Raw genomic sequence first — 12,390 nt, 5'->3', positions numbered from 1 at the left:
AACAATAGAGCGCCGACGGCGCGGCGTCACAGCTTGCGCAGCAGCACGCTCTCCACGTCGTGGTCCGGCCCCTTGCGCAGCACCAGGCGTGCGCGATGCCGGGTGGGCATCACGTTCTCGACCAGGTTGGGCATGTTGATCTCGTTCCAGTACCCGAGCGCCGTGGTGATCGCCTCCTCGTCGGTGAGGTGCGCGAACACGTTGAAGTAGGACGACGGATTGCTGAACGCGCCCTGCCGCAGCGCGAGGAAGCGGTCGACGTACCACTTCTCGATGTGCGACGTCTCGGCGTCGACGAAGATCGAGAAGTCGAACAGGTCGCTGACCGCGACGTCGTTGGGCGCGGGCGGCGGCTGCAGCACGTTCAGCCCCTCCACGATCACCACGTCGGGTCGCCGCACCACGACGTGCGCGTCGGGCACGATGTCGTAGCGCATGTGGGAGTAGAACGGCGCGCGCACCTCGGGGGCGCCGCTCTTGACCTCGGTCAGGAACTCGATCAGCGCGCGCCGGTCGTACGACTCGGGGAAGCCCTTGCGGTCCATGAGCCCGCGGCGCTCCAGCTCGGCGTTCGGATAGAGGAAGCCGTCGGTGGTCACCAGCTCGACGCGTGGCGTGCCCGGCCAGCGGCTCATGAGCTCGCGCAGCAGCCGGGCGATCGTGGACTTGCCCACCGCGACCGATCCGGCGACGCCGACCACGAACGGCGTCGTGCTGTCGTCCTCCTGCAGGAAGGTCGAGGTCGCCGCGCCGAGCTGCTTGGTCGCCGAGGCGTAGAGGCTCAGCAGGCGGCTCAGCGGCAGGTACACCTCGCGCACCTCGGTGAGGTCGAGCCGGTCGCCGATGCCGCGCAGCTCCACGACCTCGGTCTCGGTGAGCGGCTGGTCGAGGCCCGCGGCCAGACGCGCCCACTCGGCTCGGCCGATCTCCCGGTACGGCGACAACGGCAGCGTGGGGTCGGGGGTCACGTGCACCATCGTAACGGCGCGCGAGTAGTCTCTTCCCGTGCGCCTGGGAGTCCTCGACATCGGATCCAACACCGTCCACATGCTCGCGGCCGACGTGCGTCCCGGCGGCCGCCCGCTCGCGACGACCAGCGACCGGACGGTGCTGCGCCTCATGCGCTACCTCACCCCCGACGGCGCCATCTCGGAGGAGGGCGTCGCCGCGCTCGAGGCCGCCGTGGCCCAGGCCCGCCGCGTCGCCGAGGCGGAGCGGGTCGACGAGCTGCTCGCCACCGCGACGAGCGCCGTGCGCGACGCCCGCAACGGCGCCGAGGTCATCGCCCGCATCGAAGCCGTGCTCGGGCAGCCGCTGCAGGTGCTCGACGGCGAGACCGAGGCGGAGCTGACGTTCCTCGCGGTGCGGCGGTGGTTCGGGTGGTCGGCCGGACAGCTGCTGCTGCTCGACATCGGCGGCGGCTCGCTGGAGATCGCCGCGGGGGCGGAGGAGCTGCCCGACGCCGCCGCCTCCGTCCCGCTGGGCGCCGGCCGCATGACCGTGCAGTTCCTCCCCGACGACCCGCCCGGCGAAGCCGACGTCGAGCGGTTGCGCGCGCACGCCGACACGACGCTCGCCGAGGTGCTGCCCCGGTTCCGCGCCCTGCCCCGCCCCGACCACGTCGTCGGATCGTCCAAGGCCATCCGCTCGCTCGCGCGTCTGGTGGGCTACCCGACGCCCGGGTGGTCGGGCAGCGACCGGATGCTGCTGCCCCGCGCGGCGCTCGGCTCCTGGATCCCGCGGCTCGCCCGCCTGCCCGCCTCGGCCAGACAGGAGCTGCCCGGCATCACCCCCGATCGCACGTTCCAGATCGTGGCGGCCGCGGTCGCTCTGCACACCGCGATGAGCGCCCTGCAGGTGGACGAGCTGGAGGTCTCCCCGTGGGCCCTGCGCGAGGGCGTGCTGCTGCGCTACATCGAGGAGCACAGCGGCGCGCGAACCTGAGAGGGGCGCACACCCCCCGCCGCTAGCATGACCGCATGACCTCCCCCGCCGTCGCCCCCTCGCGCGCGGGCACGGTGACGGCGCGTCTCGCCCTCGTCGGCTACCTGCTGTTCGTCGGCTTCACCGTCTGGCTCCCCGCCTCGGTCTCGGCCAAGGTCACGGGGCTGGTGGGCGTCATGGCCGCGTGGGTGTCCGATGCGGGCATCGCCTCGTACGAGCGCAGCGCCGTGGTGCTGGAGATCCTCGCCAACGTCGCCCTGTTCGTGCCGGTGGGCCTGCTGCTCGCGCTCGCCCTCCCGCGGCTGCGCCTGTGGCAGGTGGTGCTCTGCGGCGGTCTGATGAGCGTGGTCATCGAAGCGGTCCAGGGGCTCATGCCCTCGCGCGTCCCGGCCCTCAGCGACATCATCGCCAACACCTCGGGCACGCTGATCGGCGCGGTGCTCGCCCTGGTGCTGCTCCAGCTGGTGGCGGGTGATCGTCCGGCGGCGGCCCGCCGTAGGCTGGTGTCGTGACCACGCCCCACCCCGACGGCCCTCCGGCCGGCATGAGCCGCAGGGAATGGCGCGAGCTCCGGGCGACGACGCCCGCCGCGTCCTTCGCCTCCCCCTCCCCCTCCCCCTCCCCCTCCCCCGAACCCGGGAACGCGCACGCGGACGCCCCGGCGCCCGGCCCGCTCGACGCGCTGCTGCGCCCGGACGCGGGCGGCGACCCCGGCCACCGCCTCACGATCCTCACCGTCTGCACGGGCAACATCTGCCGCTCGCCGCTGGCCGAGGTGATGCTCCGCCACTCGCTCGAGCCGCTGGGCGTGCGCGTGCACAGCGCGGGGACGCACGCGCTGGTCGGCCACGGCATGCCGGAGCCGGCGCTCGAGCTCGCGGCCACGGCGGGCGTCGAGCCGTCGATCGCCGCCGCCCACCAGGCGCGCTACCTGGTCGAGCCGCTGCTCGCCGACACCGACCTCGTGCTGACCATGGCCAGGGAGCACCGCTCGCACGCGGTGAAGATGCTGCCGAGCATCCTGCGGCGCACGTTCACGGTGCGCGAGTTCGCCCGGCTCGCGTCCACGCTGACCAGTGCGGACGCGAGGGCGGCAGCCGATGCCGCAGGCGACGCCCCTGCCGACCGGTTCGCCGCCGTGCTGCGCGCGCTCAACGACCAGCGCGGACTCACCCCCTCGCAGCCGGAGGACGACGACGTGATCGACCCGTACCGCCGCTCGCGCGAGACCTACGCGCTCTCGGCATCGCAGCTCACCCCGGCGCTGGCCGAGGTCGAGCGGGTCGTGCGCGACGCCATCGGCTGAGACGCACCCGTCCGCACGGACGATCACCGTATGCTCATGGTCATGCAGGCATCCCGTGCTCCCCGAGGGATGCGCGAGGGGCGGAAACCGTGGAACTGAGAGACTACGTGCGCATCGTGCGCGCGCACTGGATCGTGATCGTGGTGGCCACGCTGGTCGGCGCCGCCGCCGCGTTCGGATGGACCGCCCTGCAGCCGCGCGTGTACTCCGCCGACACCACCGGCATCGTCACGGCGGCCGGCGGAGACGGCTCGAGCGGCTCCGCCCTGGTGGGCAATCAGCTCGCGCAGAGCAGGGTGAAGTCGTACCTCAACATCGGCTCGTGGCGGGCGGTCGCCGAGCACGCGATCGACGAGCTCGGGCTGGACACGACCCCCGACGTGCTCGTGAACCGGGTGACCGTGACCAATCCGCTCGACACGACCGCCCTGCAGGTCACCGCGAAGGGACCGACGCCGCAGGAGGCACAGGCGCTGGCGCAGGCCTGGCTCGACGGCATGGCGATCGAGATCGACAAGCTCGAGGGCGGCACCTCGTCGACCCCGGCCGCGATCTCCCTCGTGGTGGGCGACTCCGCGCGCCTGCCCACCGAACCCTCCTCCCCCAACACGCGCATCGCGGTCCTCATCGGCGCGCTCGCCGGACTCGCGCTGGGCCTGGTCTACGCGTTCGTGCGCCACACGGTCGACCGGAGGGTCCGCCACCCCCGCGACATCGAGCGCGAGACCGGCGTCTCCGTCATCGGGACGCTGCCGCTGGAGAAGTCGATGTCCGACGAGCGGCAGGTGATCGACTTCTCGCTCGAGTCGCAGCACGGCGTCTCCCACCACACGATCGAGTCGATGCGCGAGCTGCGCACGAACCTGCAGTTCATCGACGTCGATCACCCGCCGCGGGTGATCGTCGTGACCAGCTCGGTGCCGGGCGACGGCAAGTCGACCGTGTCGGTCAACCTCGCCTCGAGCCTCGCGGCCGCCGGGCAGTGGGCGATCCTGATCGACTGCGATCTGCGGCGCCCCGTCATCGCCGACATCTTCGGCATGTCCCGCGACGTCGGGCTGACCGACGTGCTCGCCGGGCGGGCGGAGCTGCAGGACGTGGCGCACCGCCCCTCGCGCGACGTGCCGCTGGCCGTGGTCGGGGCGGGGCGCATCCCGCCGAACCCCAGCGAGCTGCTGGGCTCGAAGCGCATGCGCGACTTCCTGGCCGAGATCAGCTCGTCGGCCATCGTGATCCTCGACTCCCCGCCCGTGCTGCCGGTGACCGATGCCGCGGTGCTCGCCGCCGGCGCTGACGGCGTGCTGATCGTCGTGTCGTCCGGCAAGACCACGTTCGACATGCTGCAGCGCGCGATCGCCAACATCACGCGCACCACCGGCCGCGTGCTCGGCGTCGTGCTGAACCGCGTGCCGCGCAAGGGCGCCGAGTCGGCGTACTACGGCCGCGAGTACTACGGCGCGTACGAGCGGTACGCGGAGCCGGACGACGCACCGGCCGACCCGCCTTCCGACGCCGGACAGACGCCGGGCGTGCGCCGCCGGGGCACGGCTCAGGTCTGAGGCACCCGCCGCAGCAGGCCGTCCGCGCGCAGCGTCTCCGCCGCCGCGGCGACGAGGGCCCCGGCGTCCGCGCCCTCCGGGCGGCCGTGCATCCTCACGACCTCCGCCGTGATGTCGTCGAGCGGGCGCCCGTCGGCCGCGCGCCACACGGCCGGTCCGATGCCGTCGAGCACGTGCACGCTGCTGCCGTCGTCGGTGCGGCGCAGCAGGGCCAGGCGCCCGTCGCCGAGGTCGAGCGCGTCGACCATGGCCGTGCGCACGAGCGCGCCGACCGCGCCCCCGGCCACGGGTCCGGGCGCGGGTTCGGGTTCGGGCGCGGGTTCGGGTTCGGGCATGGGTTCGGACGCGGTGTCGGCGTCGTCGCGCGACCGCGACCCCGTCGGCGCCTCCGCGAGCAGCGCGGCCACCACGGCGTCGAGCGTCTCGGCCTCGCGGTAGCGCACGCGCACGGCCCCGCCGACGCGGTCGAGCACGTCGCGGATCAGGTGCAGCGGGCGCGGGGCGTCGCTGAGGTAGCTGGTCTGCGGCGCGAGCAGCTCGAGCGCCTGGGCGAGGTCGAGGCGCTCGACCTCGGGTGAGTCCGGTCCGTCCACGCGGCGGTCCAGCACCACGACGGCGGCGACGCGCGGTGCCCCGGACAGCGGCACCCCGGAGTGCAGCGACGAGGGCGCGACCTGCACCTTGTGCGGTGCGGCGGCCTCGATCACGGACAGCGGCTTCCGGTAGGCGACGATGGTGCCGTCCGCGGCGACCCCGACGGTCTCGTCGCTCACGTACGCGTACCGACGGGCCAGCCGGCGGGCGGCCGTGGTCTTGCCGGTGCCCGACGGCGCGCTGAGCACCGCGACCCGGCCGTCGGCGTCGGCGAGACCCGCGGCGTGCATCATCCACAGGGCGTCGCCGCGGCGCAGGGCCAGCGCTGCGAGGGTCACGTCACTCGACAGGAGCGCGAGGGCCGCGTCGTCGTCGCCGCCCTCCCGAACGCGGACGACGGAGGACAGCGGGCCGTCGGCATCGGTCAGCGCGTCGCTCCAGGCGGCGCGCACCCGATCCGCGAACACCGGACCCCTGGTCGACGCGTCGATGTCGATGACGGCGCCGATCGCGGCGACCCGGATGCGGTCGGACATGGCGCCAGCCTATCCGTGCACCGCGGCAGCTCCCCGGGGCGGCGGCCGAGCCCGCGGCGCTTTCGCCCACCCCGAGTCGAACGCACAATCCGCGCAGAAAGAACGCGCACAGCGCGCTTTTCCCCGGTGCGCCGCCCGCGCCCGTCCGCCCGCCCCTACCGTCTCTTCCACGGAGGGCTCCTGGGGGATGCAGACGGTTCGTGTCGCCGCTCCGCGACCGCACGTCACGCTTCTGCACCCACGGGAGAGAGCCCCATGATCGACGACGACCGTCCCCCGCCCCGACCGTCGCGACGAGCCGTCCTGCACGCCGCCGCCTGGAGCGTCCCGGTGGTGGCGCTGGCCGCCGCCGCACCGCTCGCGGCCGCCAGCGCTACCACTTTCAGCCTGGCCTGGACGGGCGCCACCACTTCACTCGTGGCCCTTCCCCTGCTCGACGGCGGCGGCGTCCTCACCAGCCAGAACGTGGTCACGGTGCCCACCCGCTTCACGATCGTGAACGGGCCGAGCCCGATCACCGCCGCCCCGGCGACGATCACGATCGGGATCGGGCGTCCCACCGACCTCACCCTCTCGCTCGGCCGCGCGCGGGGCATCGGCGTCTGGTCCGTCGACGGTGTCAGGACGACGGCGGGCGAACGCACCGCGGTCTACGAGACCGCGCCGATCGTCGGGCAGTCCGGGTTCCCCGCCACCACGTGGACCGGCACGCGCACCGTCACGGTCGCCCCGGACGGCGCCGTCGACCTGTCGGTCGTCGTCGGGCTCGCCGGAGCGTCGACCGGCGTCACGGTGAGCGCGCTCGCGACCTTCCCCGTGACGCTCACGGTCACCATCGGCGGGACCGCCGCGACGGCGACCACCACCATCCCCGTGCCCGTCGGCGCGGGAATTCTCTGATCACCTCTGTACTTCCGCGTGCTCCACTGAATACTTGTTCAAATCGGGCAGTGTCGTCCACCGGCGGTGCGCCCCGAACCCTCGAGCGATCGGGGCGGAGCGAACCTCCGCCCGGATCCCCCCGCGGAACGGAACCTCTGAGGAGGACCTCGTGAACACCAAGGCCGCCCACTCGATCGACGACCGCGAGCTCTCCCTGCACGGGATCCGTCGAGTCGGGGACCACCCCGGTCTCCGCTCGCGCGTGCGCAGCTCCGGAGGGGTGCTGCTGCTCGGAATGGGCGGCGCCACGTCCGAGCTCACCGTCGACACGGTCAGCGCCTACCCCGACCACTCGGTGTTCGCGTTCCTGGAGGCGCAGGCCCTGTGGTCGCGCGTCGACGGCGAGCCCTGGGTGGAGACCGAGAGCGGCCTCGTCATCGCACCGCACGGCATCACCCGGCGGCTCCGTGCGGCCGGGGTCTGGCGCTGCGTCGCGGCACTGGTCCCCCGCTCGGCCATCGCATCGTTCGTGCCCTCCCTCCCGCCCGACGCGAGCGTGTACCCCGAACGGCGGCTGCTGGATGCATCGCTGCAGCGATTCATCGCCGGCCTGCTCGACACCGACGCGCACGCGTCGGCCATCGAGCAGTACGCGATCGAGCAGCTGGTGATGGAGATGAGCGGCGCCCTCGTGCTCGACCGCGTGGGCGGTGTCACCGGGCAGGGCACGCCCCACGAGGTCCTGCGCGAGCGGGCGATCGCGGTGATCGCCCAGCAGTGCGGCGACCCGTCGCTGAACCCGGCCAGGGTGGCGCGCGAGGTGCAGTCGTCGCTGCGCCAGCTGCAGCTGGTTTTCTCCGAGGTGAGCAACAGCGTGGCGGGCGAGATCCGGCGACAGCGGGCCCGCCTGGCGCACTCCCTGCTGATGGACAGCCGCTACGACGTGCTGAGCATCGACCAGATCGCGCAGCGCGCCGGCTTCCAGTCGCCGATGAGCCTGCGCCGCGCCCTCGACGAGTCCTACTCCGCAACCCCGCGCGCGCTCCGCTCGGCCCGCCGCGCCTAGCCCGCGCGCCCCTCCCAGAGCACACTCCGCGCAGGTTCGGCGCACCCCGCGCGTCTTTCGCGGGAAGCCCCGGAACGCCCTTCCCCGCCGCCCTAGCTTGAGGTCCACGGAGGGGCTCCTGGGGGATGCAGACAACGTGTCGCCTCTTCACGACACCGCGGGAAACCGCATCTGCATCTACGAGGGAGGACACTCACGTGACCGAGGAAATCCAGAAGAACAAGGGCATCTCGCGCCGCACGGTCGTCAAGGGCGCGGCCTGGTCGGTCCCCGTCATCGCGGCCGCGGTGGCGACGCCGCTGGCCGCCGCATCGCTCACCGATAGCGACCTGGTCCCCGCCCTGAGCGGGCCGATCACGCTCAGCCTGGGCGTGGGCCCCCTGGCCGTCGCGAGCATCGCCACGGTCAACACGCTCACGATCACCAACAACGGCCCGGCCGCCTCCCCCGCCGGCGCCACGACCACCATCCAGTACACGCCGTCGCTGCTGACCCTGAACATCGGCCCGGTCGCCGGTGTCACCGTCGCCGGCTCCGACGGCAACTACACCCTCACGCTCCCGTCGATCCCGGCGGGCGGCAACGTCGTGATCAACCTGGGCACAACGCTCGACTCGCTGCTGAACCTGAGCATCGTGACCGGGCTGCTCGGCGGACCGCAGCAGACGATGACGGCCACCGTCGCGGGCGACGACGTGACCGGCAACAACACGACCACCTCGAACGTGGGCATCACGCTCCTCTGACGAGCCGGCCACGAGGGGTGCGGTGCCGACACCGCACCCCTCGTGCGTGCCGCGGGTCAGCGCGTGCGTCGCAGCGGCTTGCGGCGCCCGGTCACCCAGCCCATCGCCCACTCCACCGGGCCGGTGCCGACGAAGCGCCACCACAGCCAGCCGACCAGGATCATGCCGGGGACGATCACCAGCCATCCGAGCCAGGCGTTCTCCGCCGGCCGTCCGTACGCTCCGTTCCACAGCGCGATGAGACCCACATGCAGCAGGTAGAGCGACAGCGCCACCTGTCCGCACGCCACCAGCGGCGTGAACAGCGCGTTCCAGAACCGGGCGCCGCGGCGGGATGTGGCCGCGAGCACCACCAGCACGTACGTGGCCGACACCAGGCCGATGTCGCGCAGAGTGTCGAACAGGAGCCCGGAGTCCGTTCCGCCGAACTCCGTGAAGGCCGCGACGCCCCACGACAGGTAGGCCACGACCGCGACGCCCGCGAGCGCCCACAGCAGCCCGTCCCGGCGCAGCCCGTGCCGGATCAGCAGGGCACCCGCCAGGAAGAACGGCAGCAGGTTCAGCAGCCGGTACGACGGACTCAGCGCGACCCACTCCAGCAGCTCGTGCAGCGGGCTGGGCGCCGTGTACGCCCACAGCCACCCCCGGGTCAGACGCACCAGCGGGTCGCTGAGCAGCAGCAGCGTCGCGGCGATCGCGATGAGCCACGGCGTGCGGGCGAGCAGCAGCGGGGCGCCGACGATCAGGAGCACGCCCAGATGCCCGAGGATGATCGCCACCCACGACCCCCACGTCGACATCCACACCCCGAGCGCGATCAGGAACAGTCCGCGCACCACCTGCTGCAGCAGCGTGAGCGGCACACGCGGGCCCCTGGTCCACAGCAGCTGCGCGGACATGCCCATCACGAGAGCGAACAGCGGAGAGGCCAGCTCGTTCAGCATCGAGCTCACGAACGTGACCGGCAGGGGCTTCACGGGCAGGAACACCGCGGCGTGCGCGACGAGCATCGCCACGATCGCGATCCCGCGCAGCACGTCGGGGATGCGCAGCCGATCGGTCGCGCGCACGCCGCTCGACACTCCGGTGGACACGACGTCGGCCTCGGTTCCCCCTCGCATTCCCTGACACTATTGGGTGCACCACCGACCGCGCGACCGGAGAGACCATGACGACGACCGAGCCGTCCCGCCCGCGACGCCGGCGGCGCGGGAGCGTGTGGGTGCACGTCGCGCTCGCCCTGGTGCTCGCGCTGCTGATCGTCGCGTTCGTGGGGCAGCCGTCGTCGAACTCGATGGCGCCGACGCTCGAGCCCGGCGACCGGCTCATCGTGAACCGCCTCGCGTACGTCGCCGCGGACCCGCAGCAGGGCGACATCGTGGTGTTCCGTCCCGGCGGCGGGTGGGAGCGCCCCGCGCCGACCGGCAACCCGCTGCGCGACGCCCTCGACGCGGCGGGCGAGGCGACCGGGATCCGGCCGTACGTGCTGGTGAAGCGGGTGATCGCGGGGCCGGGGCAGACCGTCGAGTGCTGCGACGCCGAGGGCGCGGTCCTGGTCGACGGCGAACCGCTCGACGAACCCTACGTCACGCGCGACCTGCCCTTCGTGGCGGGAGAGCTCGACTGCGACACGACTCCGGCCTCGACGCGCTGCTTCCCCGCGGTCACCGTGCCGGAGGACTCGTACCTGGTGCTGGGCGACAACCGCGCGAACTCGGCGGACTCGGTCTACCCGTGCCGCGGTAGGCCCGACGCCGGCGACTGCGCCCGGTGGATGACGCGGGACGAGGTCGTGGGCAGGGCGGGGCCGATCCTGTGGCCGTTCGACCGGTGGGGCGGCCCGTGACCCCCGGCCGCGGGATCAGCCGCAGCCGGGCGTCTCGAGCGTGACCGGGGTCTGTCGCACCATGGGCGTGGTCCACACGTCGTAGGGCCCGTAGTCGGCCCCGGTGGTTCCCTCCGCCCCCGTCATGTCGACCGTGATGACCGCGGCGGTCTGCGGCGGTGTGACCACGTTGATGCGCACGGCCGTGCGCCCGAGGTGGGTGCCCTCCGACACCAGCGTGTAGCTCTCGGCGCCCTCCACGCCCCAGCCGCTGATCGTGGCACCGACGGGCGCGTAGACGACCACGTCGGTGGCGATGTAGCCGGGCTGGAAGTGCGGGCCGGTGATGAAGTAGGGCAGGGCGTCGGCCTGCTCCGGCGTGATGTTGTTGGCGAACGTGATGGTCTGCCGGAACGACGGCGCGCCGGTCGCGGTGCACTGGTCGCTCGACGACACCACGCTCGCGTCGGCGTAGTAGTCGGTCTTCGCGCCGGTGGTGTCATTGAAGTACACGCCGGCGACCGTCTGGTCCGCGTTGGAGGCGGGGAGCGTGCCTGCGACCTTGCTCCCGGTGAGCATCGCCTCGATGTCGGGGTTCGACGACCACAGCTTCATGCGGCCCTCGTCGGACGCCTGGCTCAGCGCGTCGAGGAACCCGAGCGGGCTCTGGATGCCGGTGGTGAGCGCGGAGAAGATCTGCGCAGCAGCCGCCGCGAAGAACTCGTCCTGGGCCGAGGCGTCGAGCACCTTGCCCGGCACGTACTCGCCGTAGGAGAAGTACACCTCGTTCAGCAGCATCGCCACCGCGTTGTCGCTCGTCAGGGTCTCGCCGGTCGCGAGCGGGATCGGGCCGGTGGCCTTGAGCATGTAGCTCAGCGCCACCGGGTCGGTCGAGATCACGTCGTCGAACGGCGGGAGCCCCTCGTCGGCCCACCACGCGCGCATGATCTCGACCGTGGTCGGGAAGTCCGGCGTCGCGGTCATGTTCGGGATCCAGCGGCCGATGATGTCGGAGTAGAGGTTCTGGGTCTCGGGGTCGAGCGGGGCGATGCTCTCCGGCCGCGCGTTGTCGAACTGCACGCTCGTGGCCTGGGTGGTGAGCTCGATGCGGCCGTCGGTCGCGGTGACGAGGGCCAGCGCCGCGGGGTTGCCGCCGGAGGCCCGCAGCTCGGAGTTGCCCTGGAACATGAGCAGGTACGTGCGCGGGGTGCCCTCGCCGAGCGCCGCGGGGAGCACCCGCAGGATCGGGGCGAGCGTGCCCAGCGTGTCGTCCACGCGCGAGACCGCGTCGTCGAGCGTGCCCAGCGCCCCGGTGACCTGCGGCAGCAGCACGGAGCGGTCCGTCTCGTCGATGCGCTGGTTCACCGACGAGAACACCGCCGCGCCGCTCGACACGACCTTCTCGAGGCTGTGCACCGCGGCCAGGTCGACGGCGCCGTCGACCGGGCGGAACGCGGCGAGGTCGAGCGTCGGCACGGCCTCGACGGCGAAGTCGGCGAGATCGTCCACCCCCTCCGCGGCGGTGCGGATCGCGGCGAGGTTCGGGCCGAGGAACGGGATCCATTCCGCGGCCGTCCAGACGCCGTCCTCGGTCTCCGCGACCGCGGCGGCCGCGGACTTCTGCAGCGCGGCGGCGTCGGTGGTCGCACCCTCCGTGTCTCCGGCGACGATCTTGGCCGGCAGACCGCTCGCGACCGGGATCGCCCGGGTGAGGGCGTCCCGCACGGTCAGCGCCTTGGACACCGCGATCCCCCCGACCACGGCGGCGACCGCGAGCACGAGGGCGAGGACGCCGAGGGCGATCCAGACGATGCGACGCCAGGGGGCGCGACGCGGGACGTCGCGACGCGCGTCGGCACGCAGCTGGGCACGGGTGGGAGCGGAGGAGGACATCGCGTCCTATTCAAGCGCAGTTCCCCGGGAGAACGCCGG

General features: G+C 72.9%; 12 protein-coding genes. 8 read left to right on the top strand and 4 right to left on the bottom strand.

Annotated elements, in window-relative coordinates; genetic code table 11:
- Positions 1 to 26: 26 nt before the first annotated feature.
- Positions 27 to 977, bottom strand: coding sequence for a type I pantothenate kinase (gene coaA / locus ACFV3I_RS05920; protein WP_136029683.1), 951 nt, complete (start codon positions 975 to 977; stop codon positions 27 to 29).
- Positions 978 to 1,005: 28 nt separating this feature from the next.
- On the opposite strand from coaA, the gene ACFV3I_RS05915 reads away from it, so the two are divergent.
- The 4 genes from ACFV3I_RS05915 to ACFV3I_RS05900 all read left to right on the top strand — a co-directional run bounded on the left by ACFV3I_RS05915 (position 1,006) and on the right by ACFV3I_RS05900 (position 4,809).
- Complete coding sequence (locus tag ACFV3I_RS05915; RefSeq protein ID WP_378822544.1) at positions 1,006 to 1,944, top strand: Ppx/GppA phosphatase family protein; 939 nt, start codon at positions 1,006 to 1,008, stop codon at positions 1,942 to 1,944.
- Positions 1,945 to 1,979: 35 nt separating this feature from the next.
- On the top strand, positions 1,980 to 2,456 hold the full coding sequence (locus ACFV3I_RS05910) for a VanZ family protein (RefSeq protein WP_136036910.1): 477 nt from the start codon (positions 1,980 to 1,982) through the stop codon (positions 2,454 to 2,456).
- On the top strand, positions 2,453 to 3,250 hold the full coding sequence (locus tag ACFV3I_RS05905) for a low molecular weight phosphatase family protein (RefSeq protein WP_378822543.1): 798 nt from the start codon (positions 2,453 to 2,455) through the stop codon (positions 3,248 to 3,250). The genes ACFV3I_RS05910 and ACFV3I_RS05905 overlap by 4 nt, the downstream gene beginning before the upstream one ends.
- Positions 3,251 to 3,339: 89 nt before the next feature.
- Positions 3,340 to 4,809: a polysaccharide biosynthesis tyrosine autokinase gene (locus ACFV3I_RS05900; RefSeq protein ID WP_168442791.1), complete on the top strand. Its 1,470-nt coding sequence runs from the start codon at positions 3,340 to 3,342 to the stop codon at positions 4,807 to 4,809.
- Here ACFV3I_RS05900 and ACFV3I_RS05895 read toward each other — a convergent pair.
- Positions 4,800 to 5,939 carry a hypothetical protein gene (locus ACFV3I_RS05895; RefSeq protein WP_378822542.1) on the bottom strand — a complete coding sequence of 380 codons (1,140 nt, stop codon included), beginning with the start codon at positions 5,937 to 5,939 and terminating at the stop codon, positions 4,800 to 4,802. The two genes, ACFV3I_RS05900 and ACFV3I_RS05895, sit on opposite strands and share 10 nt — an antisense overlap.
- A 255-nt stretch (positions 5,940 to 6,194) precedes the next feature.
- On the opposite strand from ACFV3I_RS05895, the gene ACFV3I_RS05890 reads away from it, so the two are divergent.
- The 3 genes from ACFV3I_RS05890 (at position 6,195) to ACFV3I_RS05880 (ending at position 8,633) form a co-directional block, all read left to right on the top strand.
- Positions 6,195 to 6,839 carry a hypothetical protein gene (locus ACFV3I_RS05890; RefSeq protein ID WP_378822541.1) on the top strand — a complete coding sequence of 215 codons (645 nt, stop codon included), beginning with the start codon at positions 6,195 to 6,197 and terminating at the stop codon, positions 6,837 to 6,839.
- A 151-nt stretch (positions 6,840 to 6,990) separates the two neighbouring features.
- Positions 6,991 to 7,887: a helix-turn-helix domain-containing protein gene (locus ACFV3I_RS05885; protein ID WP_136028737.1), complete on the top strand. Its 897-nt coding sequence runs from the start codon at positions 6,991 to 6,993 to the stop codon at positions 7,885 to 7,887.
- Positions 7,888 to 8,084: 197 nt separating this feature from the next.
- Complete coding sequence (locus ACFV3I_RS05880; RefSeq protein ID WP_378803442.1) at positions 8,085 to 8,633, top strand: hypothetical protein; 549 nt, start codon at positions 8,085 to 8,087, stop codon at positions 8,631 to 8,633.
- A gap of 56 nt (positions 8,634 to 8,689) precedes the next feature.
- Here ACFV3I_RS05880 and ACFV3I_RS05875 read toward each other — a convergent pair whose 3' ends face one another.
- Entirely contained in the window at positions 8,690 to 9,754 is a 1,065-nt protein-coding gene (locus ACFV3I_RS05875) for an acyltransferase family protein (protein ID WP_136028739.1), read from the bottom strand.
- A gap of 47 nt (positions 9,755 to 9,801) precedes the next feature.
- Here ACFV3I_RS05875 and lepB point away from each other — a divergent pair, with 47 nt between their 5' ends.
- Positions 9,802 to 10,479, top strand: coding sequence for a signal peptidase I (lepB, locus tag ACFV3I_RS05870; RefSeq protein ID WP_378822540.1), 678 nt, complete (start codon positions 9,802 to 9,804; stop codon positions 10,477 to 10,479).
- A gap of 15 nt (positions 10,480 to 10,494) precedes the next feature.
- Here lepB and ACFV3I_RS05865 read toward each other — a convergent pair whose 3' ends face one another.
- Positions 10,495 to 12,351: a DUF4012 domain-containing protein gene (locus ACFV3I_RS05865; RefSeq protein WP_136028741.1), complete on the bottom strand. Its 1,857-nt coding sequence runs from the start codon at positions 12,349 to 12,351 to the stop codon at positions 10,495 to 10,497.
- Positions 12,352 to 12,390: the final 39 nt, after the last annotated feature.

The organism is Microbacterium sp. NPDC059771 (genome assembly GCF_042732495.1).
In the GTDB taxonomy this organism is placed as follows: domain Bacteria; phylum Actinomycetota; class Actinomycetes; order Actinomycetales; family Microbacteriaceae; genus Microbacterium; species Microbacterium sufflavum.
This window is presented reverse-complemented; position numbering and strand designations above follow the sequence as displayed.

Coding starts and splice junctions, on each gene's coding strand:
- coaA (WP_136029683.1), bottom strand. CDS start 977: ATGGTGCACGTGACCCCCGACCCCACGCTGCCGTTGTCGCCGTACCGG.
- ACFV3I_RS05910 (WP_136036910.1), top strand. CDS start 1,980: ATGACCTCCCCCGCCGTCGCCCCCTCGCGCGCGGGCACGGTGACGGCG.
- ACFV3I_RS05895 (WP_378822542.1), bottom strand. CDS start 5,939: ATGTCCGACCGCATCCGGGTCGCCGCGATCGGCGCCGTCATCGACATC.
- ACFV3I_RS05890 (WP_378822541.1), top strand. CDS start 6,195: ATGATCGACGACGACCGTCCCCCGCCCCGACCGTCGCGACGAGCCGTC.
- ACFV3I_RS05875 (WP_136028739.1), bottom strand. CDS start 9,754: ATGCGAGGGGGAACCGAGGCCGACGTCGTGTCCACCGGAGTGTCGAGC.
- lepB (WP_378822540.1), top strand. CDS start 9,802: ATGACGACGACCGAGCCGTCCCGCCCGCGACGCCGGCGGCGCGGGAGC.
- ACFV3I_RS05865 (WP_136028741.1), bottom strand. CDS start 12,351: ATGTCCTCCTCCGCTCCCACCCGTGCCCAGCTGCGTGCCGACGCGCGT.